Origin of the sequence: Robbsia andropogonis (assembly GCF_034047095.1) — a bacterium.
GTDB classification, from domain to species: Bacteria; Pseudomonadota; Gammaproteobacteria; order Burkholderiales; family Burkholderiaceae; genus Robbsia; species Robbsia andropogonis.
The window spans coordinates 1248563-1274320 of the sequence record NZ_CP139170.1 but is presented as its reverse complement, the minus strand read 5'-3'; the positions used below and the strand labels follow the sequence as shown (position 1 = coordinate 1274320).

23 protein-coding genes and 1 tRNA gene are annotated in these 25758 nt (G+C 60.3%); 11 read left to right on the top strand and 13 right to left on the bottom strand.

All coding sequences use genetic code 11. The features are described from left to right. Positions 1-356: 356 nt before the first annotated feature. The 4 genes from SJQ66_RS19130 to SJQ66_RS19115 all read right to left on the bottom strand — a co-directional run bounded on the left by SJQ66_RS19130 (position 357) and on the right by SJQ66_RS19115 (position 4577). Positions 357-1766 carry an arsenic transporter gene (locus SJQ66_RS19130; protein WP_036008800.1) on the bottom strand — a complete coding sequence of 470 codons (1410 nt, stop codon included), beginning with the start codon at positions 1764-1766 and terminating at the stop codon, positions 357-359. Between the two features lie 52 nt (positions 1767-1818). Continuing rightward, on the bottom strand, positions 1819-2214 hold the full coding sequence (locus SJQ66_RS19125; protein WP_024902766.1) for an RcnB family protein: 396 nt from the start codon (positions 2212-2214) through the stop codon (positions 1819-1821). Positions 2215-2341: 127 nt separating this feature from the next. After that, positions 2342-3640: an MFS transporter gene (locus SJQ66_RS19120; RefSeq protein ID WP_320535349.1), complete on the bottom strand. Its 1299-nt coding sequence runs from the start codon at positions 3638-3640 to the stop codon at positions 2342-2344. Between the two features lie 241 nt (positions 3641-3881). Continuing rightward, positions 3882-4577, bottom strand: coding sequence for a GntR family transcriptional regulator (locus SJQ66_RS19115; RefSeq protein WP_024902764.1), 696 nt, complete (start codon positions 4575-4577; stop codon positions 3882-3884). Positions 4578-4733: 156 nt separating this feature from the next. On the opposite strand from SJQ66_RS19115, the gene SJQ66_RS19110 reads away from it, so the two are divergent. Then, positions 4734-5627: a YihY/virulence factor BrkB family protein gene (locus SJQ66_RS19110; RefSeq protein ID WP_320535168.1), complete on the top strand. Its 894-nt coding sequence runs from the start codon at positions 4734-4736 to the stop codon at positions 5625-5627. Positions 5628-5636: 9 nt separating this feature from the next. Here SJQ66_RS19110 and SJQ66_RS19105 read toward each other — a convergent pair whose 3' ends face one another. The 6 genes from SJQ66_RS19105 to SJQ66_RS19080 form a co-directional block, all read right to left on the bottom strand. Next, complete coding sequence (locus SJQ66_RS19105) at positions 5637-5843, bottom strand: hypothetical protein (protein WP_157684960.1); 207 nt, start codon at positions 5841-5843, stop codon at positions 5637-5639. Between the two features lie 218 nt (positions 5844-6061). Beyond that, positions 6062-6625 carry an SLOG cluster 4 domain-containing protein gene (locus SJQ66_RS19100; protein ID WP_036008858.1) on the bottom strand — a complete coding sequence of 188 codons (564 nt, stop codon included), beginning with the start codon at positions 6623-6625 and terminating at the stop codon, positions 6062-6064. Positions 6626-6695: 70 nt separating this feature from the next. Further along, complete coding sequence (locus SJQ66_RS19095; protein WP_320535167.1) at positions 6696-7529, bottom strand: ABC transporter permease; 834 nt, start codon at positions 7527-7529, stop codon at positions 6696-6698. A 14-nt stretch (positions 7530-7543) separates the two neighbouring features. Continuing rightward, positions 7544-8581 carry an extracellular solute-binding protein gene (locus SJQ66_RS19090; protein WP_320535348.1) on the bottom strand — a complete coding sequence of 346 codons (1038 nt, stop codon included), beginning with the start codon at positions 8579-8581 and terminating at the stop codon, positions 7544-7546. A 200-nt stretch (positions 8582-8781) separates the two neighbouring features. Beyond that, positions 8782-9963, bottom strand: coding sequence for an ABC transporter ATP-binding protein (locus SJQ66_RS19085; RefSeq protein ID WP_082102548.1), 1182 nt, complete (start codon positions 9961-9963; stop codon positions 8782-8784). A 21-nt stretch (positions 9964-9984) separates the two neighbouring features. Next, entirely contained in the window at positions 9985-10881 is an 897-nt protein-coding gene (locus tag SJQ66_RS19080; protein WP_096335538.1) for an ABC transporter permease, read from the bottom strand. A 239-nt stretch (positions 10882-11120) separates the two neighbouring features. On the opposite strand from SJQ66_RS19080, the gene SJQ66_RS19075 reads away from it, so the two are divergent. From SJQ66_RS19075 to SJQ66_RS19065, 3 genes are all read left to right on the top strand, one after another. Further along, a complete protein-coding gene (locus SJQ66_RS19075; protein ID WP_320535166.1) occupies positions 11121-12023 on the top strand; it encodes a LysR substrate-binding domain-containing protein in 903 nt (300 codons plus the stop codon). Positions 12024-12265: 242 nt separating this feature from the next. Beyond that, complete coding sequence (locus tag SJQ66_RS19070) at positions 12266-13423, top strand: GAF domain-containing sensor histidine kinase (protein ID WP_244141659.1); 1158 nt, start codon at positions 12266-12268, stop codon at positions 13421-13423. Positions 13424-13793: 370 nt separating this feature from the next. Continuing rightward, the gene (locus SJQ66_RS19065; protein WP_320535165.1) at positions 13794-14828 is read left to right on the top strand and encodes a glycoside hydrolase family 191 protein; all 1035 of its coding nucleotides are present in this window, start codon (positions 13794-13796) and stop codon (positions 14826-14828) included. 147 nt (positions 14829-14975) lie between these two features. Here the strand turns inward: SJQ66_RS19065 and SJQ66_RS19060 are convergent. From SJQ66_RS19060 to SJQ66_RS19050, 3 genes are all read right to left on the bottom strand, one after another. Next, positions 14976-15065 (bottom strand) — tRNA-Ser (locus SJQ66_RS19060). Positions 15066-15226: 161 nt separating this feature from the next. Then, a complete protein-coding gene (gene serS, locus SJQ66_RS19055) occupies positions 15227-16519 on the bottom strand; it encodes a serine--tRNA ligase (RefSeq protein ID WP_320535164.1) in 1293 nt (430 codons plus the stop codon). Positions 16520-16724: 205 nt separating this feature from the next. Continuing rightward, the gene (locus tag SJQ66_RS19050; RefSeq protein WP_186303509.1) at positions 16725-17552 is read right to left on the bottom strand and encodes a CerR family C-terminal domain-containing protein; all 828 of its coding nucleotides are present in this window, start codon (positions 17550-17552) and stop codon (positions 16725-16727) included. 138 nt (positions 17553-17690) lie between these two features. Here SJQ66_RS19050 and SJQ66_RS19045 point away from each other — a divergent pair, with 138 nt between their 5' ends. From SJQ66_RS19045 to SJQ66_RS19015, 7 genes are all read left to right on the top strand, one after another. Next, positions 17691-18974 (top strand): HlyD family secretion protein, encoded by a 1284-nt coding sequence (locus SJQ66_RS19045; RefSeq protein ID WP_024902750.1) that lies wholly within the window; start codon positions 17691-17693, stop codon positions 18972-18974. After that, positions 18967-20565 (top strand): MDR family MFS transporter, encoded by a 1599-nt coding sequence (locus SJQ66_RS19040; protein ID WP_024902749.1) that lies wholly within the window; start codon positions 18967-18969, stop codon positions 20563-20565. Before SJQ66_RS19045 ends, SJQ66_RS19040 begins: the two co-directional genes overlap by 8 nt. A 32-nt stretch (positions 20566-20597) precedes the next feature. Next, positions 20598-22130 (top strand): efflux transporter outer membrane subunit, encoded by a 1533-nt coding sequence (locus SJQ66_RS19035; RefSeq protein WP_081764844.1) that lies wholly within the window; start codon positions 20598-20600, stop codon positions 22128-22130. A gap of 83 nt (positions 22131-22213) precedes the next feature. Beyond that, entirely contained in the window at positions 22214-22672 is a 459-nt protein-coding gene (locus SJQ66_RS19030) for an Lrp/AsnC family transcriptional regulator (RefSeq protein WP_024902747.1), read from the top strand. 294 nt (positions 22673-22966) lie between these two features. Continuing rightward, on the top strand, positions 22967-23914 hold the full coding sequence (locus SJQ66_RS19025; protein ID WP_236693442.1) for a GntR family transcriptional regulator: 948 nt from the start codon (positions 22967-22969) through the stop codon (positions 23912-23914). Continuing rightward, entirely contained in the window at positions 23911-24750 is an 840-nt protein-coding gene (locus SJQ66_RS19020) for an ABC transporter ATP-binding protein (protein WP_024902745.1), read from the top strand. Before SJQ66_RS19025 ends, SJQ66_RS19020 begins: the two co-directional genes overlap by 4 nt. A gap of 2 nt (positions 24751-24752) precedes the next feature. Next, a complete protein-coding gene (locus SJQ66_RS19015; protein ID WP_320535163.1) occupies positions 24753-25715 on the top strand; it encodes an ABC transporter permease in 963 nt (320 codons plus the stop codon). Positions 25716-25758: the final 43 nt, after the last annotated feature.

Below are 25758 nucleotides of genomic sequence, written 5' to 3'. Positions count from 1 at the left end.
AAAGCAAAAAGGATTCAGGCAACGCCTTGATACTCGGATTACGACCGGAAAGGGCAAAACTTGAGTGCGACCGCTGCCGTGCCATGCTGCCAAAGCAATCACTAATACATTGAATTTAATGTATTTTTTATAATCCCGGCATTCTTAAATGGCTGCAAAAAATGACTTCGGCCATTAATAATTCACGGGTTTTTCGCAATGGGGTGTGAAATGCCTAGACAATCATATTGCCTGGGGGTGCTCCGGATGAGAGTCTCACATGCAAACGCCACAACCGCCCGATGGACACCTGCCTGGCATGGGGCCTCAGGTTCGCACTGTGGATGCAAAAACGGACACAGCCACGAAAGAAAAACTCAGGCCGTCAGCACGCTAACCAGAATATCCTGCAGCACGAGACCGGCCAGCGCGGCCAGTAACGCGGGGATCATCACGACCGCCCCGACGCGCAGAAAAGACCAGGCGCTCACATGCAATCCTTCGCGTCGCAACGCAGTCAGCCAGAGCAACGTCGCGAGCGAGCCTGTGACCGATAGGTTCGGCCCCAGATCGATACCGATTGCCACCGCGCTTGCGATCAGGGTTGGCGCGTGCGCCTGACCCAGAACGGTTCCGGCGACGAGACCGGCCGGGAGATTATTGACGACATTGCCGAGCAATGCCGTGACGATACCCGCACCGGCCGCCACCACCGCCTGATTTGACAGCGATCCGTCTTGTACCCGCTGTTTCAGCCACGTTCCCGCAACGTGCAATACACCGGTCTGCGCCAATGCTTCCACCAGCACAAAAAGCCCTGCCACTAACGGCAACACGCCCCAGGACACACCTCGCAGTACGTCGGTGACACGGAATGGATCGGCGTCGCCGCCAGGGCGACGCTTTCGTGCCGCGAGCGTCACGATTGCCAGCACGAGGCAACCGCAGGCTGCCGTGGGGGCGCCAAGTTCGACGTCGCACGCCGAAGCCGTCAGCATGACGACAACCAGGGCGGCAATGCCGGCCACGGCCCAGCGGCCAGTCACGGACAGGGTCTGTCCTGGCGCATCCCGCGCCCCGGTATCCGGCTTGCTGGCGTCATTGCCTGCCATTACGCCCTGCGACCGATTTCTCTTGCTGTCTCGCCCGGGTCGTTCCGCGTTATCGCTGAATGCATTACGCAATGCCACGCGTTGCGTGAAGCGCAATGCGCCATAGGTCAGACCAATCGACAGCAGCGACGGCAAGGCAAAGCGTACCAGCCAGGCTCCCAGCGGCGGCATGTGATTTTGAAAGACAACGAGGTTCGCCGGATTGGCGATGGGCAAGACGAAACTCGCCGCATTGGCGACAAAGGCGCAGGCGTACAGATAGGGCAGCGGCTCGCGGACCTTTGACGCGCGCGTGGCGGCAAGCACGGCAGGCGTCAATACGACGGCGGTCGCATCGTTCGACATTAGTGCCGTGACCACAACCCCCACGGCGTACACCAGCCATAGCAGACGGTAAGCGCTACCGCGCGCGCGTCGCGCCGCGTGCTCGGCAACGAAGTCGAACACACCGGTCTGTCGCGCTATCTCGGAAACCAGCATCATGCCTGTCAGGAACAGGTACACGTCCATGCCTTTTAGCACGGCCTGTCCCGCCATCGGCCAGGAAAGCGCGCCGCCCAAGCACAAAACCGCCGCGCCGCCCAACGCAAATACGGCCTCGGGCAAACGCAGCGGTCTCGTCATCACACCAACGATCGACAATACGATCACACACCAGATCACACTGGTCGGCATGCAACTCCCTTATGAAACCATGTCGCCAATCGCATCACGCGGTGTTCCCGGGTTAGTGCGTCGAGAGAATAATGCTGGAGATAACGCCCGTCGCCACGGCGACGAGTACATAGTCACCATTGATCTGACGCCATTGATAGCCACGCGGTGGCTGGCGCAGACCGTGCGCATGCCAGTCGTTGATAACATAGCGATCGCCCCGGTAATCGTCCGGCAAACGTTGGCCGCGACGCCAATCGCTGTGCGGCACCGGACCCCGGCCACCGTGATCATCCGCGTGCATTCTCGGGCCACCATCCGGGCCGCCTTGAGGACCGGCGTGTCCCGGGCCACCATGTTGGTCCGGTCCGCGATGATCGTCCGGTCCCGGACCACTTTGCGCGAAGGCGCCCACCGACGTACCCGCGAGAGCCGATGCCAGCAACAACGCGATGGCTTTCGATTTCATGTTCCGCTCCTTGCATCTTGTTCATGTGTGAACATGATCGCCTATTTCGGGATGACTTGCCTTACAGTGGCGGTCACAGATGTAACAGCGACGCATTGCGCCTGGCCTCACCGAAGACGGTCCCGCGTCATGGCGATGCCACGTCTTCTCGCGCCGATGCGGGCACCGGCAATGCATAGCGTTTTGACAAGAACACATTCATGGCGGCGCTCACTGCCATCAGTGCGGCGGTTCCCAGGAACACGGAACGCATGCCCAATGCTCCGCCGATCAGGCCTCCCGCCAGCGGCCCGGTGACTTGCCCGGCGTATTGCGACGATGTCGAATAGCCCAGCATGCTGCCTGCCACATGCGCGGGCACACGATGTCGAATCACGCTGGCGACGCACGGCAGCAAGCCTCCAAGCGCCAAGCCCATCATGAAGCGCAGCAGTACCAGTTGCCACGCCGTCTGCACGAAAGCCTGCGGTACGAGCAGGATCGCAGCGGCGGTCATGCAACCGATGATCACGCGCCAGTGGCCAACGCGGTCCGCGAGCTTGCCAAGGCGCGACGCCGACAGGACGCTGCCCAACGCCGCGGCGGACATCGTCAGCCCGGACACGACCGTCACCTGTGACGTATCCACCAGTTGCGCGACGAATAACGTGATGATCGGTTCAATCGACATATTCGCGAACATCAGCAACATCCCGGTTACAAGCATTGCCACCACGGGCCCCTTTTGCGGGATGGCCGCCCATCCCTCCTTGCGGTGCGCCAGTCGTGTCTGATCGCCAGACTCCACCGTTTCCTTACCCGCCTTCGGCTTTCGTCGCTGTGGATCTTCCTTGATCAGAAAAGTGGTGGCGAGGAACGCGATAAAGATGACGCCACCCGCGGCAATAAACGTCCAACGGATGCCAATCCATTTTGGCAGCACCCCTCCAATCAGCGGCCCGACCAGATTGCCAAACATGATGCCCGACGAAAGCGTACCGAGAGCCCACCCCACGCGCGCCTTCGGCGTTTGGGTTGCCACCAGGATCATCGAGCCGGAGGCATAGCCTCCAAGAATGCCGGCCAGCAGCCGCAGGCCCGTCAGTTGCCAAACGTCGTGCACCATGCCAAGCAAGGACATGGTGATCGCCATCCCGAGGCTGGCGCGGATCATCATCAGCTTGCGGCCGTATTTGTCAGCCAAATGCCCCCACACCGGCGACAACACCGCAGCACCAAAGAAGGTCGCGCCAAACGCCAGGCCCGACCACCGCGCAATGGCCGCAGGTTCCTGCACGCCGAGCTCCTGGACATACAATGGCAGGAACGGCAGCAGCAACGTCATTGCGATCAGCGTCGTGAACGAGCCGAACACGCAGACCGCCAGATTGCGGCGCCATGCCGGATTGAAAGTCTCTCCCGGAGGCTCGACCGGTGTATGCGCTATCGAACCGGTCGGAGCATCGACCGATACGCACCGACCATTGACGGAAAGGTTCGTCGACGCGGCGCTATCGGCTGGCGGTAAAGCAGAAGATCCCTGGGACAAGGGAGTGTTGCGGGACACGATGTATTTATCCTGTTCGAGGACATCCGCGATGCGGACGCCATAATCAGCAAGTGAGAGAGATCCGGAACGGCGTGATCAGTTGCGACAGGTCATGCCGAACCGCGATGCAATTTTTGCTTCAGCGTAGCGTGTCGTCGACAGCAAGGCCTTGTGCACGCAGATACTGACGATCTTCACGCAGCGACCGCAATAATCGGTCATGCGTATCACGGATGTGCCGCGAAGCGGCCTGTGCCGCGTCATCCGCACGTCGGGCCTGAATCAAAGTAACAATGGCCTTGTGCTCCTGCCAGCTTTGTTCACGACGTGCCGGGGTGGATACTTCGAGCCATCGCACCCGCGCCAGACGGGTCATGACTCGCTCGATGGATTTCACGATAAAAGGATTGCCACTCAAACGGGCCAGTTCGATGTGAAAGTCCGTGCCTGCGCGATGCCATTGATCACGCCACTGTTCAGCCGGTTCGATCGCATTGCAGATATCGCGGACCCGGTCGAGACGCACGATGACCGCGGCGACGTCCTGATCCGTCGCGCGTTCGCACGCTGCACGTACACCAGTCACTTCGATGGCTTCGCGATATTCGGATAGCAACGTCAGCTCACCGGTATCGATGGGCGTCACGCGCCACCCCCGCGTGTCTCGTTGGACCAGATCCTCATTTTCGAGACGCATCAACGCGGCACGAATGGGCGTTCGCGATCCATCGAGCTGCGCCTCAAGCGTGCGCTCGGAGAGTTGCTCCCCGGGCCGCAACGCAAGCGTCAGGATCATCTCGCGCAATTTCTCAAAAATAAGATCTGACTGGTGCATCACATTGCATTCCATATTGGTATACCAGAATAGAATACCACATTAGTGTGATTGCATTCTTGTTATGCAACGCCATTTCTCCTCGCGTTCTCGTCGCGCGTGCGCAGGCACGCGTATTGCGCTGGTGGCCTCACCCCATCCCCATCGGAGGCAGCGATGCTTACGCGCCTGGGAACCAATTTGCGACGAGTCGGTCGGCATCCGGTGCGGTTCGCCTGGGACGCCGCAAGGCATTTCAAGGATAACCAGGGGCTGCTGCTGGCAGGCGCGGTCGCCTACTACGCACTGCTGTCGATCGTGCCGCTGATGATCCTGATCGTTATCGGCCTGTCGCACTTTGTCCCGCGCGCGATGCTGCTCGATACGCTGCGGCATTTGCTGGAATGGCTGGTGCCGGGCCAGGCGCGCGCGGTCGTCCGCGAACTCGACGCCTTTGTACAGCATCGGGGGGTGCTAGGCTGGCTGCTGCTTGCAACGATGATTTTCTTCAGTTCACTCGCCTTCACCGTCTTGGAAAAAGCGATGGCAGTGATCTTCACACACCGTGTCACGGTGCAGCGTCGTCATGCCGTAATGTCGGCATTGCTGCCCTATTTCTGCAGTATTTGCCTGGGGGCAGGTGTCTTGATCATTACGTTTGTTTCCAGTGGCCTGGAAGCAATTGGCGCGAATGGCGTGGAACTGTTGGGGTATCACATCCCGCTGGGTGGGGCGACGCGCACCACACTCTACCTGCTGGGGCTGGGCGGGGAAGTATGTGTGCTGACAGCGATCTACCTTGTACTGCCCGCGCGAAGGCCTTTCTTCAACGACGCCCTGCTAGGCGCGATCATCGCGGCCATCTTGTGGGAAATCACCCGGCACTTTCTGGTGTGGTATTTCGCGACGTTGTCGCAGGTCAGCGTCGTATATGGCTCGCTGACGACTTCGATTGTCGTCTTGTTTAGCCTGGAAGCGCTCGCCACCTTGCTGCTATTCGGCGCGCAGATCATTGCCGAGTTCGAACGACTCGACGGACGATTCGCCAGCGAACCGGCGTTATCGCGCTAACTAATTGTGTCAATGCGCGGTGGTGGCGCGCTGTGACGGGTGCACCTGCCCAACCGCGGCACGCTGAACCAGGGGCGCGGACAGGGTGGAGACCATCGGCACGGACGTAGGCTGTAGCGGAAACGCCGTGATATCGATGTCATGTTCGCGCTGCATAGCAGCGTACTCGCCCGCGAAAACGCGCTTCATCAGACGTGAGAACATTGAGTCGTTCATGGTGAGATCCTATTGGCCGACACGCGACCCTATCTTTGACCGTACCAATCGTAACAAAATTGAAGTGTCAAGTTAGCCAGTGAAAACCCTGTAAGTAGTTGTTTCAGATGACATGCGTATGTCAAAGGCAACATCTCGGCTTCTTTGGAAGCGAGGGGCATTCACTTCGGCTCAGTCTCCCGTATGAAAAGAAGCGAACGAGGAAGAAAAATCGTCGGTTAATCCAGTACGGCCACATTGCGGGGCGCGTTCGCGAGATCCATCATCAAACGCGCGATCAATGCGTCCGCTTTATCAAAGCGCTCGACTCCCTCTATCTGGGGTGCCCCGTCGAGCGTGCATACGCGCTTGCCCCATTGCAGACCGAGCGCCATCTCGGACAGCGTCCCCAAGCCTCCCCCCACCGCGACCAGGCACAATGCGGCCCGCGCGATCAATGCATTCCGGGTGATGCCAAGTCCGGTGGGCAACGCGACACTAAGATACGGATTGGCGGCGTCGGCAGTGTCCTCCGGCAGCAATCCCACCACAATGCCATCCGCCGAACGCACCCCGGCGGCGCCCGCTTCCATCACGCCGGACTTGCCACCACACAGTACCGGCAACCCAGCAAACCCGCACGCGGCACCGAGCAATGTCGCATGCGCTCTATGCGAATCGCTCGCCTCGCGCGGACCGATCAGCGCCAAGGGCATCGTGTGCGGCAGCGCCACGCCGAGACCTTGCTGCCGGGCGCGCAACGCATGGAGCGCATGCCGCGCCGCTTCGCTCAAATGCCGCAGCGGCGCCGGTAGCGGCACCTCGATGAATGCGCCTGGCGCTTCACCAGACTGCACCGCGTCCTTGACCTTTTCAGGCGTGGGGTCGTCTCGCAACGCTTTCTCCAATAGCAAGGACGCACATGCAGACCGCCATCAGCACCAGGGACAACGCCGCGACCTGAGAGAAATCCGTCTGTCCATCCGAAAGTTTCATATACATCAGCAACGGCAGAATCGTGATCTGCGTACCCGCTAACGCGAGTGCGGTGCCATACGTTCCCACCGCGATCGATGTCACCAGACACCATGCACCCAGGATTGACGGCCACAGCTCGCGCAATGCCACATCCAGCAACGCGCGCCATGGCGGCGCGCCTAACGTCATCGCGGCATCCAAAGGGCGACGATCCAGATTCGCCACCGTTGGGTAAAGCAACAACGCCACCCGGGGTATGAGGTAATAGGCGTACGCGACGACAAGTCCGGCGGCACTATAGATCCAGGCACCCACGCGGGCCGGGTCGGCACCGGCCATCGCCAGCAAGGAGGTCACAAAACCAGCGCGTCCGAAGGACAAGATAAAACCGTAGGCGACCACCAACCCGGAGAACGCCAAGGGCACGCCGAGAACGGCCATCAGCAGACGACGACGATTTACGGACATCGATGCAAGGCAGGCGGCCAATGGCAAACCTACCGCGACCGATACCGTCCCTGCAGCCGTAGCCAGCAGCAAAGACTGACCCAGCGCAAGAAGCACAAGCGGATCGCGGAACACATCGACAAACGCGGCACCGTGCCCTTGCGTGGCAGCCAAGACCAGCGACCCGATCGGCAGGATCAGGAATACAAGCAACATCAAGGCAGCAGGCACGACGCCCCATCGTCGAACGATACCCGTGGTGCCGAGGCCCGTAGTCTTCATCGATGCACCCGGGCTCAATTCGCGAGCGCGGCCTGCGCCCACCACTTATCGACATTGGCCTTCTGCGCCGCCGCCTTCGACACATCCAGGGGATGCACTTGCGGTGCATCGGGCATTTTCGCGCGGATATCGTCCGACAGCGCGACATTGGGAACCGAGGGTCGCACATAGCCTTGCGCAAACAAGGCCTGTCCGACATTGCTCATGATCAGATTCATCCACAACCGCGCAGCGTAAGGGTCCGGCGCGTTCTTTACCAAACTGATCGCATAAGGCGCCGATACGGACGCCTCTTTCGGAATCACCACCTCCACGGCATCACCCATGCCATCGGTGTACTTCGCTTTCAGGCCGTCATTCTCGTATCCGATCGGGATCGGGATCTCGCCTTTCAGGAATTTTGCATAGGGTGTGGTGCCCTCCACACGCAAGACATTCCCCGCTTGCTTCAATTTGCCGAAGTAGTCAGTGCCCGGTTTCGGATTATCGACGCTGCCGCCATATGCGTACGCGGCAGCGAACACGGCAACCTGCCCCTGCCCCGTCGAGCGCGGATCCAGGTAGACGACCGCATTCTTGTACTCCGGCTTCAATAAGTCATTCCAACCTCGCGGAACGTCCTTGACCAGCTTACGATTGACAAGCAATGCAACATTCAGCGAATGAATCGCGAACCACCTGCCCTGGGGATCACGAAACACATCTGGCAGCTTGTCGAAGTTGACTGGCTTGAATGGCGCGACCACATCCGCCTTTACCGCATCCAGGGCGGACGCGGCGAAGTAATACGCGGTATCCGCCTGCGGACGGCGGCGCGCCTTGTCCAACGCCACCACGGTGTTGGCTGAACCGATATCGTTGTACGTGATCTCGACCTTCGGATATCGGCGCTTGAACTCCGCGAACAGCGCCTTCCAATTTGCCCACTCCGGCCCCGTATCGAATGACACCACCATGCCTTCCTCAGCGGCCTTTGAATAGAGGGTGGCCTCGCCCGGATACAGTTCCGTCGCCGGCGCGGTGGGTGCCGCAACGGCCGCATGCGCGGCCATCGACCACCACGCCACGCCGGCAAGCGACATCGCCAATGCACCGGCGGCGCGACGCAGGAATGGACGACGATTTACATAGGAATACGAATCGGAAGTCGTTGCCTTGTTCATGTCTTAATTTTAAAAAAGAGGAAAAATGGGGGAGTGAGCGCACTAGCAGATCGATGAAACGGCGACGACACGACACGCGCGCGTTGACCTCATGTTGCAAACGTCGACATGGAGGCGGACGGTACGGCCCTGCCCGCAACAGCGCGCGGCAGCACGCGAATGGCCTCTGGCGCGATCGACACGGACTGCGGCAGGCGTGAATCGCTGACACCATTCGGTAGCCGATCGAACGGCATGCTGGCGGCACTCGCTTCGCACAACAATACTTGCATGCCCTGCTCCGGAATAAAGTCGTACCGGCATGCGGCCCCGAGGTAGCGCATATTGGTACAACACCCATCGACCACGTTGATGCCCTGCCGACGCGGATCCGGCAGGACGTGCTCGGGCCGGACAACCACGTCGACCAGCGCACCGGGCGGGAACCGACCCGTATCGGCAAACCAGAATCCGAACCCGACATCCACTTGCCCATGCACATGGACACGGCCGCTCAGCACACTTGCCTGACCGACGAAGCGGGCAACCGCGGCGCTCGACGGGCGGGTGTAAAGCGCGTGCGGCGTATCCACCTGCAAGATACGTCCGCCATCCACCACGGCAATACGATCGGCCATGCTGAGCGCTTCCTCCTGGTCGTGCGTCACCAGCAACGTGGTAGCACCCACCGCGCGCTGCAAACCTCGAATTTCATCTCGTAGTTGGTGACGAATGCCCGCATCCAACGCGCCAAGCGGTTCATCGAGCAGCAGGACCCGCGGCGCGATAACGAGTGCACGTGCCAGCGCAACGCGTTGCTGCTGACCACCCGACAATGCAACCGGACGCTGCCGCGCATACGCTTCCAGGCCAACGCGTTCCAGCATTGCCAGGGCCTGTGTGCAACGTGCCGCGGCACCGACACCGCGCATCTTCAAACCATAGGCCACGTTATCCAGCACGTTCAGATGGGGAAACAAGGCGTACTGCTGAAATACCATCCCCACTTCCCGCTGCCACACTGGCGTCTGACCGATGTCCCGGCCTGCGATGGTGATTACCCCCTGTTGTCCCGTCAGCAAACCGGCGGTCAATCGCAGGATGGTCGACTTGCCGGAACCACTGCGACCAATGACCGCTAGCAGCTCACCCTGGGGCACATGGAATGACACCTCCTCGATACCGTGCTCGCTGTCGGGATAGTGATAGCTGACCGCCTCGAACGCGAGGCCCGACGATACGTTGTCCGCGACAGCGCTATTAAGCGACGGCGAGACGGCTTGAGATGACATGATGGTTTCCATAAATCCTGTTCAACGTACGGCGCCTGAGCCGGCATCGTGCAATGCACCCGGCGCCTCGTCGTTCACCTGGTCGACCCGATTGGCGGCACGCTCCCGTCCGGCGGCGACGGTCGAAAGCAATGTCGCCGCCACGGCGAGACACAACAGCACGACGGTGGCCGCGCACGCGAGTCCGGTCGCGCCGTAGAAGGCTTGCAGCAGCACGACGGGATAATTGCGATACCGAAACCCTGCAATCAGGTTTGATATTTGAAATTCGCCAATCGATAGCGCGGCCACCATGACCAGTCCGGAAACGATGCTATGACGCAGGCACGGCAACGTGACGGACGTGAATTGGCGCCACGGCGTTGCCCCCAAGGTGGCCGCGCAGGTCTCAAGCGTTTCGATGCCGAGATGGCGCAAGTCGCCGAGCAACGTTTGTGTCAGGTACGGCAGCGTCAACACCACATGTGCCGCCACTAGCAGCGGCAATGAACCAATCCATGGCATCGGGTCATCGCTGAACACCGCGACATAACCGAAGCCTAGCGTCAGTGCTGGAACACCGATGGGCAGCAGGCTAATCATGCGCACCAACAGCGATACCAGACGATGTCCCGCCTGCGCGCCATGATGCAATGCATAAGCCAGCGGTACACCGATCAATGCGGTGACCACACAACAACTTAACGCCACGATCAAACTGACATTGAATGCACGACGAAAGCTTGTGTCATCGAGCAGTGCGCGAAATCCGTCCAACGTGATGCCTGAAGGCAATAAGGTGTTTGTCCAACTCCTGCCGAACGCGCCGATGAGTACCAGCACCATCGGCAACAGCAAATAGAGCAGAAACAGCGCTAGGAAAATGCGCGACGGCGCGCCCCGGCCCGGTCGCGCATGAGCCTTGCAGTTCGGTGCCATCGAAACCGCGTCGCTTGAACCAATTGCGAACTTGCCCATTCGCAAAGACGCATGCCGGTGTTGCCGAGCAGCGGTGATGATGGGAGTTGGGGCCATGGCGGGGGGGGGCAGGTCGTTTGAAGAATCAACCCGTGCAGTGTCGGCAATCGACATGACATCGTCATGAAAATAACCTACAAAGCAGGCACGGTGCTGTGCGTGTTTCGCACAGCACCACCCTTCGACAACGCGGATCGACGATGAAACATCACTATCCGAACATGGCCGAATTACTGGCTTTTACCATATCCGCCAAGCACTTGAACTTCAGCCATGCGGCGCGTGAACTGGGCCATACGCCCAGTGCGATCAGCCGGCAAATTGCGAATCTGGAATCGTTTTTCGGAGCGAACCTGTTTATCCGCAACGGCCGTCAACTGACTTTGACACGGTCCGGTGCACTGTATCTCGCCCGTGTATCGGAGCCGTTACGAAACATCGGCAACGCATCGGTCGAGCTATTGGCCGCGCGAGGCGAAGGCGAACTGTTGACGATCGCCAGCGTTCCCACATTCACAAGCAAATGGCTGGCGCCGCGCTTGCCAGCCTTTCTCGCCTGCGCGCCCGGTGTGACGTTGAGTTTCGCCAGGCATCTCGCGCATGGCGATCCATTTGGGCAAGACCTGGACGCCGCGATTCGATACGGCAACGGCAAATGGGAAGGGGTGACAAGCGAATATATCGATGGACGCCGCTTTATCGTCGTCTGCGCGCCAGATTTTCGAGATCGATTCCGGTTACGCCACGTTGGCGACGTGGCGGCGGCCCCACGGCTGATTCATAGCCAGGCCGAAACCGCCTGGGGCAAATGGGCGCGACAATACGATTTGCATCAGATGCGTGCGATGACCGGGCCGCGATTTGAACAGTATGCGACTCTGATCCAGGCGGCGCAGGCCGGCTTGGGTCTGGCATTGATCCCGGCATTTTTAATTCGGGATAATCTGGCTGGCGGGTCCCTGATCGAACCGTTTGACGTGGGAATCGATGTCGACGACGGGCACTATCTGTGTTACCCGCCGGACCGTCTGTCCTGGCGTCCGGGCCTTCGGCGTTTCCGTGACTGGCTGATCGCCGAGGCACGAACCACCTCGGCGGCATGAAATGAATGAGCCATCCCGGCGTTGCAGTATCATTGCGCGGATGCATGCTTATGCCAGCGGGGGGTGACGTCATGTTTATTACATGGAGCGATGCGGCGTCGGAGGGCAAATGCTGCCAATGCCGGGCAGGTCCGATTACAGTGCCCGCCTGATCGCGCACGGACAAGCAGGGGCAACCAGACAGGGACGCGATGCATGATATTTCAGTAACTGCGGACTCACCGGATAAACTGGCGAGAGATATGGCAGCGGTAGGCCGCATCAGCGCCGTACCGTCGATTCTGAAAATCATCTGCGACGAAACGGGCATGGGTTTCGCCGCGATTGCCCGTGTCAGTGACAGCAGCTGGACCGCATGTGCGGTCCACGACAAGATCAACTTCGGTTTGAAGGCGGGCGGCCAGCTCGAACTGCAGACCACGCTCTGCTACGAATCACGCGCGGCGCGCGCGCCAATCGTTGTCGACCGTTTTAGCGAAGACCTGATCTACCGCGATCACCACACCTCGGCGATCTATGGGCTAGAGAGCTATATCTCTGTGCCGATCATATTGCCGAACGGCGAATACTTCGGCAATCTATGCGCGATCGACGCCAGACCGGCACAGGTTTCTTCGCCACGTGTCATTCGGATGTTCGAAGTGTTTGCAAGCTTGCTTGCCATGCAGTTGGACAATGAACGACGCCAGATATCGACCGAGGCGCTGCTTAGCAGCGAACGGGAAACGGCGGCGCTGCGAGAGCAATTCATTGCCGTGCTCGGCCACGATCTGCGCAACCCGTTATCTGCTGTGAACGCCACCGCGCAGATGTTGTTAATTCGGCCGGATCCGGAATTGGTCACCGCGGGGCAACGATTAAAGCGTACGGTCACGCGGATGGCCCGCCTGATTGATGACGTCATGGATTTCGCGCGCGGTCGTTTGGGTGGCGGTTTATCGTTGTCGCTGCAGACGGTCGACGACCTCGGCGGCCATCTGCAGTCCGCAATCGATGAATTGCGCGATGCGAACCCGGGGCGTAACGTCGTATGCGATATCGAGAGCATCACGGCAGTCCGCGCCGACCTTGGGCGCCTGCAACAATTATTGTCCAACCTGCTTGGCAATGCGTTGACGCACGGCGCAACGGAACATCCGATCACGGTACAGGTATGCCGTCTTGCCACGGATATCGTTATTCGCGTCACCAATCATGGCACGCCAATTTCACCTGATACGCTGGCCAGGGTATTCGAACCGTATTGGCGACCCGCATCAAGCGCGCCGGGTGGTGGACTGGGTCTCGGCCTGTTCATTTGCAAGCAGATCGTTGAAGCGCATGGCGGCATACTCGATGTGACATCGAGTGTGGTGGATGGAACGTGCTTTACCGCGCGGATTCCCACGACGCCGCGATAATAATGGTTGTCTCGTTTGCCATCTTGTCTTGCATCGACACGTCGGGCATTGTCGCCGACGCCATATCGGGCAGTCATCGTACTTTACGGAACGACACATTCCAACGCACGATTCATACAGCCGCTTCAATCCAAGATGTTGCGTTCGTCAATATAATTTGGCATTTGGTGCGCACGTTATCGCCTGCGTCCTGAAAGCAACGGTATGATTCTTGCATGATTAAAGGGTTCATTTATCTCACCGCAAGACCGAAACCGCGAACCGCACCATGCAATTATTTTCAGGAAAATGGCAGTCGCACGGGGTTGCGCTAAAACCGCGGGCAAATACGCGGAAACGGTACCACCCGGGAGAGCAAGCAATATCAGCAGTGAAACCCCTTGACACCGTGTCTACGCCGACAGGCACGCGATGGCGCGCTGCGATAGTCACGTGGATCGCGGCCTGCACCACGCTGATGGTTACGGCGTGCGGCGGTGGCAGTAATAACACGGATAACGACACGTCCGCCAACAGCGCGACATCAAGCAACGCCGCGTTACCCGGAACCCTGAGTGCGACGGTGGCAGGATCCCCCTGGTTGTCATACTACGGACAGGCAAGCACGATGGGGAGCTTGGCGACGGTTGCCGCTACCTTCCACATCATGGATCTCGATCTTGATCCCGATTTGGCCAACTTCTCCACAACAGATGTGGCAACGCTAAAGAACGGCGGCACGAATCTCGTTTTAAGCTATTTGAACGTTGGTTCCTGTGAATCGTTCCGTAGCTACTGGTCAACAAACCCGTCAGGTTTCATCGGGTGCGGCAACAACACCGCGGCGCAAATCGGTCCGTATTCGGGCTATGCCAATGAAACATGGATGAATCCGTCCAACACGGATTATCAAAACCTGATCGTCAATTATGTTGCTCCAAGACTGGTGGCACAGGGTGCGGATGGCTTCTTCCTGGATAACATGGAAATTGTCGAGCATGGTACGGCTACGCAAAACGGCCCGTGCGATGCAACATGCGCGCAAGGCGGCCTGGACCTTGTAAGAAAATTACGTGAGAAGTATCCCTCGCTAGTTATTGTGATGCAGAACGCCACCAGCACGACGACCCGATTGGGGACAACCGGTGGTGTGTCGTTTGCGAGCTTGCTCGACGGGGTGTCACACGAATCGGTGTATGCCCCGTCCTATGACGCAAGCGCCGAATCACAACTACTCGCATGGCAGGCAATGCAATTGACGCCACGCGGGCATCCATTCTGGATCGCCACATTGGACTACGTCGGCAGTTGCTCGCAAACCGCTAGCGCACAGACGGATTACGCGCGAAGCCGCGCAAAGGGATTCGTGCCGTATGCATCGGATAAAAGCTCCGGGCTGAATGTCGTGTGCTACTGGGGTTTTTGATGGCAGGGCCGGCCTACGTTGCGCACTTCGCCACAGATAGGGAAAAACCGAAGAGTCTGAGATTGTGGCGGATAGTTATCCACTAGGGCAAAAAAAAAGCCACCGCGGAACGGTGGCTTTTTCACAAGCTAAGTGCTTGATTTCGTTTGGCGGAGAGGGTGGGATTCGAACCCACGGTACGTTTGCACGTACGCCTGATTTCGAGTCAGGTACATTCGACCACTCTGCCACCTCTCCTGCTTGCTACCTCTGCCGGTTGCGCCACACCCCATCGATGGTGATGCTTTGCTTTTCCGCCAGCGCTCCGCAGGTCGAATCGCGAAGAAGAAAGATTATAGGTGAGGTTTTCAGGCTTGCCAAGCTTTTTATCAGCGTCGAGGTCTCGTCACGGGCACCGATCACGTGCCCGGACGCAGCACTTCCACACCGCCCATGTACGGACGCAGCACCTCCGGCACCGTCACGCTGCCATCGACATTCTGGTAGTTTTCCAACACCGCTACCAGCGTCCGGCCCACGGCCAGGCCGGAGCCGTTCAACGTGTGCAACAACTCGACCTTCTTGTCCGCATTCCGGAAACGTGCCTGCATCCTGCGCGCCTGGAAGGCCTCGGTGTTCGAGCAACTCGAGATTTCGCGATACGTGTTCTGCGCCGGCAGCCACACTTCCAGGTCATACGTTTTCGCCGCCGAGAACCCCATGTCGCCCGTGCACAGTAATACCACGCGGTAAGCAAGACCCAGCTTCTGCAGAATCGTCTCGGCGTGTCCCACCATTTCGTCCAACGCCGCATAAGACGTTGACGGCTCGACGATTTGGACCATCTCCACCTTGTCGAACTGGTGCTGGCGGATCATGCCCCGCGTATCGCGGCCGTACGCACCCGCTTCCGAACGAAAACACGGCGAGTGCGCCGTCATCTTGATCGGCAACCGGGCGAGCTCCACGATGCTCTCACGCACCGTGTTGGTCAGCGTGATTTCCGACGTGGAGATCAGGTACTGCGTCGCTTTCGTTTCGTCGCCCCCCTTCTGCACCTTGAACATGTCGTCGGCGAACTTGGGCAACTGACCAGTACCACGCAGCACGTCGTCATTGACGATGTAAGGCGTGTATGCCTCTTCGTAACCGTGCGCGCCAGTGTGCGTGTTCAACATGAACTGGGCCAGCGCGCGATGCAGGCGCGCGATCTGACCACGCAGGACAGTGAAGCGCGCGCCGGATAGCTTCGCCCCGGTCTCGAAATCCAGACCTAACGGCCCGCCAACGTCTACATGATCCTTGACCGCAAAATCAAAGCGGGGCACCGTACCCACGCGCCGCACTTCCACGTTTTGCGTTTCATCCGTCCCCACCGGCACATCCGCCGCAGCCAGATTCGGTACCTCCATCAGCAGCGCTTCCATCCGTGTACGGATGTCTTCCAGCTTCACTTCAGAGGCTTTCAGCGCTTCGCCAATGCCGCCCATCTCGTCCATCAGCGCACTGGTGTCCTCGCCATTGCGCTTCATGATGCCAATCTGCTTCGACGCGGTATTTCGGCGCGCCTGCAGCTCTTCGGTACGGGTCTGGATCGTGCGGCGCTCCGCTTCCACGGCGTTGAACGCGGCAACGTCCAGGGTGTATCCGCGATCGGCAAGGCGTTTGGCCACACCGTCGATGTCTTTGCGAAACTGTTGGATGTCGAGCATGAGGCTGTCTGAGACGCAAGTACGTGATTCGGTTACGATGCCGCCAGCGCCAGGAGGTCGATGTCCATGCCCCCTGCGTGTCAGCACGGGCTGATCAGCATCGCGTAAGCCGCGATTTTACCGCAGCGGCGTTGCCGAGGGCGTGACAAAGCGCGGCAATATGGCGAAGTCCCACCCACCATCGTGGAATGCGCCCACGAAAGACCTATTTCTTTGCCGGCGTATCGCGCAATTCGGTCAACCAGCCGCGCAACGTAGTGGCGGTCTGCTCGCGCACCATCTTTTTCACGGCGGCGATGCTGTCGGCATCGAAATCGCTCCATTTCATCAGATGCAACGCCATGGGCCTGGCAACGTGAAACACGAACACCTGGCCAAACAGCATCAACGATTTCATCCGCAACGCGACATCGTCGGATGACAGGCCGCTAAGCCGGGAAAGCAACGCGGTGGCGGCGCGATTGATCGGATGACCGACCTTCCTGCGCAGGGCCTCGATGCCTTCATCGGGCGCATGGCCGCTTTGCACGCGTGCCATGAACAGGTGACGACTTCGGTAATCGGTCGAGTTGAGCAAATGCTCGACCAACACGTCGAGCAGATCGCAAAACAGATCAATCGCCTCCTCTTCCGTGATACCGGCCTTCAACGCCGCCTCCACGCGCGCCAGCACAGGGTCGAAACGTGCGCGCGACGTGGAGGCCATGTGCTCAGCGCAAGCCCGATAAACACCGTCCTTGTTCTCGAAGTAGTACTGCAACGCAGGCGGGTTGACGCCCGCTCTTTGCGCAATCTCACGTGTCGTGGCGGCATCGAATCCGCGCTCGCCAAATACGCCAATGGCCGCCTCGATGATCCGCAATCGGGTCTCCTCGCCCCGCGCGTATCCGCCACCAGGCGGATGCCTTAGCCGTTTATCTTCCGCCACCTCGGCCGTGCGTGTGGCTTTTGTTGGCATGGCGCGCGACGACGCCGACGCGGCTCGCGCGACTTTCTTCGAGGACGCGGCGGACAGCGCGGGTTGCTTCGCCAAGCCGCGGGGCGTCGATTTGCGAGGTACCTTGGTGACCACTCTATGCATGTCGTTTGTTGGACCGATTCAAATAATACCACTTGACACAATTCTTCCAAACGGAATAATTATGCCTACTGGAATAATTTGGAGCCAAGCGTGGCGACAAGCACTACGCCGCAGTCAAGCGGCGGTCCGAACGGACAATCTGCACCCGGCAACACGACCGAGCCGAAAAACAATAAGCGCCGGACCCGTGTCCTGCTGGGACTGCTGATCGTCGCGGTACTGGTCGGCGTGGCGTGGGGCGCGCACTGGTGGCTGGTGGGTCGTTTTATCGAATCAACCGATGACGCCTATCTGCGCGCGGACAGCGTCACCATCTCGCCGAAGGTTTCCGGCTACGTCCTGCAGGTATATGTTCCAGACAACGCCACCGTCAAGGCGGGGCAAGCCCTGTTGAAACTCGACACACGCCAGTACCAGGCCTCGCTGGACCAGGCCAAGGCGACGATCGATGCGCGCCAGGCGGATATCGTCAGGGCACAAGCCGATATCACGCAGCAGGAAGCGAGCATCGAACAAGCCAGGGCGCAAGCCGAGGCATCGCGAATCAATTATGACCACGCGGCGCGCGAATATGACCGCTACGCACCGCTGGCCGCGACGGGTGCCGAAACCAGCGAGCGCGTCGCGGATCTGCGCAATACCCGCGACCAGGCCCGGGCGACTTACCGCGCGAACCTTGCGGCGGTGAAAGCCGCCGAGGCGCAAATCGCCTCGATGCGCGCCCAGATCGCGCAAGCCAAGGCGCAGATGGAAGCAAGCCAGGCAAGCGCACGCGATTCGGCCTTGAACCTGGATGACACGATCGTCCGCAGCCCGATCGACGGCCGGATTGGCGACCGCACCGTGCGCGTTGGACAATACTTGCAGCCAGGAACGAAGACGATGACTGTCGTGCCTGTCGAGCAGATCTACCTGGTGGCGAACTACAAGGAAACGCAACTGAGCGACATGCGCGTTGGACAGCCGGCTAAACTGCACGTGGATGCCATGCCTGGCGTCGACCTGCGCGGTGTGGTGGACAGTTTCGCGCCGGGCACCGGATCCGAGTTCGCCCTGCTGCCGCCAGAAAATGCAACGGGCAACTTCACGAAGATCGTGCAACGTGTGCCGGTACGCATCCGCCTGGATACCGACAAGCAGACGCGCAGCCTGCTGTTGCCCGGCATGTCCGTGACCGTCGATGTGGACACCAGCGTCACGCCACAACAATCGCAATCGCAAGGCGCGCAATCCTCCAGCGACGCCGTGGGCGATAGCGCCAGCTCGTCGCCGGCGACGTCTGGCGTCGCATCCGGCGCCGCGACATCGCGCGTCAGCTCATCCGCGAACGCCGCATCCGCACCGGCAGCCTCCCCGGCGGCGAATCATGGCTGAAACCCTCTCCTCGCGCCCCACCGCGTCGATCGACGACGACAACCGTCGCGCCTCCACCGCGGACTGGGTTGCCGTGTTCGCCGGCGCGTTGGGGGCGTTGATGGCCACGCTGGATATCTCGATCACGAACTCGGCGTTGCCGCAGATCCAAGGCGAAATTGGCGCCACCGGCACTGAAGGCACCTGGATTTCGACCGCCTATCTGATGTCGGAAATCGTGATGATTCCGCTGGCTGCCTGGCTCACCCGCGTCTTCGGTCTGCGTAATTTCCTGCTCGGCACGGCCGCGTTGTTTACCGTGTTCTCGATCTTCTGCGGCCTTTCGCAAAACTTGCCGCAGATCATCGTTGGACGGCTCGGCCAGGGCTTCGCCGGCGGGGCCTTGATTCCCACCGCGCAGATGATCATCCGGATGCGCCTGCCACCGAAGCAGATGCCTGTCGGCATGTCCATCTTCGGCCTCATCGTGCTGCTGGGCCCCTTGCTCGGGCCGGTGGCGGGCGGTTGGTTGGCGGAGAACATCAACTGGGCATGGTGCTTCTACATCAACATCCCCGTCTGCATCGCGTTGCTGGTACTGCTATGGGTCGGCCTGCCGCCGGAGAAACCACACTGGTCGCGTTTCTTCAGCGCGGATTGGCTGGGCATCGTCGGCCTGTCCATCGGCTTAAGTTCACTGACCGTGGTGCTGGAGGAGGGCCAGCGTAATCGCTGGTTCGAATCACAGATGATCACGACGCTGACGATCGTCACGGTGGTGGGCATGATCCTGATCGCCATCTCGCAATTCGTCGCACGGGAACCGATGTTGCGTCTGTCGTTGTTTCGCAATCTCCGCTACGCCAGCGTCATCCTGATCGTGTTCGCCGTCGGCATGGGTCTGTATTGCGTCGCCTATCTGCTGCCGCAGTTTCTATCCGGTGTGGCAGGGTACAACGCGGAACAGTCCGGGGTCGTATTGTTGGTCTCGGGACTGCCGGCCTTCCTCCTCATGCCGGTATTGCCCCGGATACTCGGTGCGATCGACGCCCGTTGGCTCGTCATGACGGGCGTCATATTGTTCGGCATCAGTTGCCTGATGGATACGTCGTTGACAGCGCAAAGCGTGGGCCATGACTTTACCTACTCGCAGTTGATGCGCGGTTTCGGGCAGATGCTGGCACTAATGCCCTTGAACCAGGCGGCGATGGCAGCGGTGACGAGAGAACAGGCCGGCGAAGCGTCCGGCATGTACAACATGGCCCGCAACCTCGGCGGCTCGGTGGGCCTTGCATTGATCGGCATTTTCCTGGATCGCCGCACCGTACTGCATGACAACATCCTGCGCGAAGCCGTGACGAACAATTCAGTGCTGGCCAATGCGCGCATCGACGGCAACGCCGCCAGTTTCATGGCCCAAGGCAGTGACGCCGCGCATGCCCACATGCAGGCGCTCAGCCAATTCGCGCAGCAGATTCATGTGCAGGCTACCGTGATGACGTATGCGGAAACCTTCTTCCTGCTGGCAATCGCGCTGTTGATCTGCATCCCCCTGGCCTTATTCCTTCGGTCTCCGCGCGGCTTCGGCGGTGCTTCCTCGGGTGGGCATTGATCACCGTGAACGCTTTATTTGATATCGGCCGCATGACTTCCACCCGCTCCTCTTCCGCCACGGCGACGCCGACCAACCTGTCATCGCTGCTGCGTATATCGCAAACCGCGTTCATCGCGCCGCGGCCACGGCCATCCCGCCGGTTTGCAGGCGCCTTGGTGACCGTCGCTGTGCTTACCGCGCTGGGATTGACCGGCTGCACGGTCGGACCGGACTACAAAGGCGCACCCAATGCCGCCCCCGATACGCTGAAGGCAAACGCATTCCGCCGCACGCCAGACACGGGTATTGCCACCTCTCCGGGCATCTCTCGATGGTGGACCACGCTGAACGATGCCGAACTGAACAGCCTCATCGACCGGGCGCTGGCACACAACCCTGACATTCAGGCAGCGGAAGCCCGCTTGCGCGCCTCGCGTGCCGCGCTGTCGAAAGAACAGGCCAACGAACTGCCGAAAGTCAGCGGTAGCGGCACCGTGATCCGGGCGCGCCGCCCCGATAGCCTCGGCAACCTGTTGGGGGGGAGCGGTCCTATACAGAATTTCTCCGCGTCCTTCCTGGCCAGCTGGGAAATCGATCTGTTCGGCGGAACGCGCCGAGCCATCGAGGCGGCCGGCGCCGATGCACAGGTAAGCGAGGCCAACCTGGCCGACGCCCATGTATCGCTGGCCGCTGAAGTGGCACAAGCATATATCGATCTGCGAGCACAGCAACAGCGGATCACGCTCGCGAATCAATCGGCAACGGCGGAACAGAAAATCCTCGATCTCACCCAGCAGCGCCGCGACCGGGGCACGGCGGGCGACGTGGATGTCGAACGCACGCGCACGCAAGTGGACACGACCCGCGCCTCCATCGCACCGATCAACGCCGACCTGGGTGAGTCCCTTGATCGCCTTGCGGTGCTATGCGGGATGGAGCCCGGCGCGTTGGATGCCGAATTATCACCGTCAGCCCCCCTGCCCGCTGTCCCTGCGGAAGTCGCGATCGGCGATCCCACGGCGATGCTGCAGCGGCGTCCCGATATCCGCGCCGCGGAGCGGAAATTGGCCGAAGCCACCGCGCAGATTGGACAACAGAAGGCAGCATTCTTTCCCAAGCTGACCCTGTATGGCGACCTCGGCTTCAGCGGGACACAGCCGGCGCATTTGTTCCGCAAGAGCAATGCCGCTTGGCTTGGCGTGCCCTACCTCTCGTGGAACGTCCTCGATTTCGGACGGACCGCGGCGTCCGTGCATTCGGCTGAAGCGCAACGTGATGCCGCCGAGGCCGATTACCGCAAGGCCGTCCTCGAGGCATTGCGCGACGCGGATACCGCCCTGTCCCGCTACGGTCACCAACGCGAAAATGTCGTGCAGTTGATGGCGGTACAGGCGTCCGCCACGCGGTCCGCCACCTTGGTGGAACAACGTTATCGCGCAGGCGCCGCAAGCATGATCGACTGGCTTGACGCCGAACGCACCCGTCTGTCGGCGGAGCGTGACACCGTGTCCGGCAAGGCCCAACTGGTACAGGACTTCGTCACGATCCAGAAAAGCCTCGGCCTGGGCTGGAACGCCCATTAGACGGCGACAAGCGAACGCTCTACCATCTGCGGATAGGGCCGCAACGGCCCGATCTTGGACTTGCCATGGAAGACACCACCACGCTGGACGCAATAGATCGCAAATTGCTGGCGCGATTGCAGCAGGATGCCACCACACCTGTCAATGAGCTGGCCGAAGCGGTGAACCTGACGACTACGCCTTGCTGGCGCCGCGTGCAACGTCTGGAAAAAGAAGGCTATATCCTCAAACGCGTCGCCTTGCTGAATGCCGTGAAGCTCGGGGTGGGCGTGACGGTCTTCGTTCAAGTGAAGACCAGCAACCACTCCAAAGAATGGTTTCATCACTTCAAGGCGGTCGTACAGGCCATCCCCGAAGTGGTGGAGTTTTATCGGATGAGCGGTGCGTACGATTACATGTTGCGCGTCGTCGTTCCCGACATCACCGGTTATGACCGGGTCTACCAAAGGCTTATCGCCCAGATTCCGCTGTCGGACGTCACCGCGAGTTTCGCGATGGAGCAACTGAAGTACACCACCGAATTGCCGCTCCCCGGCCTCTGAGACATACGGCGCCCCCTCCCATTCTCCGCAGGGCGCGTTTGCCTACTCGCCTGTCAGCTTGCAGCCGGTGTCACGGTACCGGCTGCTCCCCTTATCCCATGGCATTTTCAGGGCACGCTTGCGTCGTGATCTCTCTAAACTGAGCTTCTGAGCAGCTTACAACTATTGGCGTATATAACGCATCACGGCAATTGATATCTTTTTTTATTTGTTGCCGACGCTAATTTTGTGCGTCTTAATAGGGTTTCCCAACGCCTCGCAAGACGGACTTGTAAGCCGCTCACGGAGACAGCCATGCCTCATGCAGACGCCGCAATAGACTCCCATTCGCCACAGACCCCTGCGTCGCCGGATACGATGGACGCCGCAGCGCACTCACTGCCGCGTCCGTTCGGCGCCAGCGTGCCGGATGCCTCGCTAAGCCGTGGCGACGATGCCTATGCGCGTTTGCGCGCCGACATCATCGCGTGCCGACTGATGCCCTCCAGCACCATCACGGAGCCGGAGTTGATGCAGGTCTATAACATCGGCAAGAACAGTTGCCGAATCGCCCTGGTGCGTCTCGTCCATGAGGGATTCGTCAAATCGCTGCCGCGCCAGGGCTATCGCGTCGCCCCTATCACGCTGAAGGATGTCGAGGAAGTCTTCTCGATTCGCGAGGAGCTGGAACCGCTGGCCGCACGCCTGGCCGTCGGTCGAGTGGACATCGATCTGCTGCGCCGCCTGGAGGCGGCATGCCGCGTAAAGCATCCGGTGCCGTTACCCGAGCAAATAGATGTATTTCTCGATGCCAACAAGGAATTCCATCTCGCCATCGCCGCCGCAAGTGGCAACCAGCGCCTGCTGAGGACCCTGTCGGGGCTGATGGATGAAATGTCGCGGCTGGTGGCGCTGGGCTTTGGGGTACAACAGACCAAACCTGAGATCAAGCACGATCACAATGCAATGATCGATGCTTTTATCGCGGGCGATGGCAAACGTGCGGAATTGATCGCACGGCGACACATCGAGACGTTCCGGGCGATGACGATGGAAAAGGTCTACGCCAGCTTGTCACAGGCAGGCGCCACGGTGCCGACGCCACGCGGCGGCAATCGCCGCGCCACGCAAGCTGCACACGCCAAGGTTGCCGAGGTCGAGCTGACGCAACCGGCGCAGCACGCGGCAAACGATGCCGCGCCCCACGCGCCGCATCCCGTGCCGACCCACGACGTCACGCCGTTCGCCAGAGCCCGGGCATGAGCGTCACGGGCGGCATCGCGCCGATCGCATCGACCGGGCGCGCCACGACGCGCCCGGTCGATGCGACGCCAGTGCCTTCTGAGATCGGGAAGTCATCCGATGCCACACCGGCTTTGTCACTGCGCCGCGTGGGTAAGCGGTTCGGGGATATGACGGTTCTGTCGGACATCGATCTGGATGTTGGCAAGGGCGAGATCGTCGCCTTGCTGGGCGCGTCGGGCAGCGGCAAAAGCACGTTGCTGAACATCGTCGCGGGTTTGCTGGCGCCGGATGGCGGGACGCTGGCCTATGACGGCATCGCATCCGCACGCGTCGATCGATGGCGCGAAATCGCCTATATGTTCCAGGACGACCGCCTGCTGCCATGGCGCACCGCCCGCGATAACGTCGCGTTCGGCTTGGAAGCACAGCGCCTCGACAAGGCCTCCCGACGTGCTCGCGCCGAGGCGGCGTTAACCCTCGTCGGTCTGCAGCACGCCGGCGATGCCTATCCGCACGAGATGTCCGGTGGCATGCGTAGCCGTGCAGCGTTGGCGCGCAGCCTTGTGGTCGCCCCCTCGATCCTGTTGATGGACGAGCCGTTTTCAAAACTCGATCCGCAAACGCGGACCTCGATGCATCAGGAAGTGCTGCGTATTCAAGCGATGCAGGGTACGACCGTGCTTTTCGTCACGCACGATGTGGAGGAAGCAGTTGTCCTGGCAAACCGTATCGTCGTTCTGACCGCGCATCCGGGTCGCATCAAGGCAATCCACCACAACACACTATCGGCCCCGCGAAACGCCACCTCGCCCGTGGTTGCCGAAGTCATCCGTGCATTGCGTCTGGAGATTTGAGCATGGGACTACCTCCGGTACGCCCCGATAATTCTGATTCGTCATCCTTACTATTATCGTCCCCGACATCCGATAGCCGTGATGATCCCCATCTCACCGTCAACGAAGCGGATGACAAGCGAGCGCAATGGGTAAACGCAGGCCCTGCCACCACCTCGGCACAGTCGACGACCTCCCGTCGGCGCGCCCGCGCGGACGCCCGTCGCCACGGCAGTTGGCAAGGGCTGGTGCTGCAACGAATGGCGTTCGTCGCGATACTGCTGGCGCTCTGGTGGTGTGCATCGCTACGCATGCCTTCCTTCGTCCTGCCGTCGCCTTTGCGCGTGGGGGCGGCGATGCTCACACTGTGGCACACCGACACATTCGGTCATGACCTCGCGATCACGCTATATCGCGTGTGCGGCGGCTTCCTGCTGGCAACGGCACTCGGGACACCCATCGGCATTGCCTTGGGTGCCAGCCGTGCGCTCGCACGTTTCTTCGAACCGATTCTCGCCGTGATGAACACGGTTTCATCGGCGATCTGGGCCATCTTCGCCATTATCTGGTTCGGCATCTCGAACGGCACGACGATCTTCGTCGTCTTCATGACGGCGATGCCCTTGATACTCACCAACGTCTGGCAAGGCGCGCAGACGGTGCAATCCGATTACGTCGAACTGGCGCGCAGCTTCCGGATGTCTCGCATCGCCATTCTGTACAAGGTATACCTGCCGTCGATCCTGCCCTACTTTTTCTCCGGCGCGCGCCTGGCATTCGGCTTCGGCTGGCGCGTGTCGCTCGTCGCTGAAACGCTGGGGGCGTCGGACGGCATCGGCTATCGGCTCAAGCAAGCCGCCGACCTGGTCCAGACCGATCAGGTCTTTGCCTGGACCATCACGCTGGTCGTCCTGATGCTGCTGCTGGAAAGCGGCATCCTCAAGCCACTCGAACGCTATCTGTTCCGCTGGAAGAAAGTTGCCTGAACCCGGAGGCACCCCGCAGCGCCACGGTGCACGCATTGTCGGT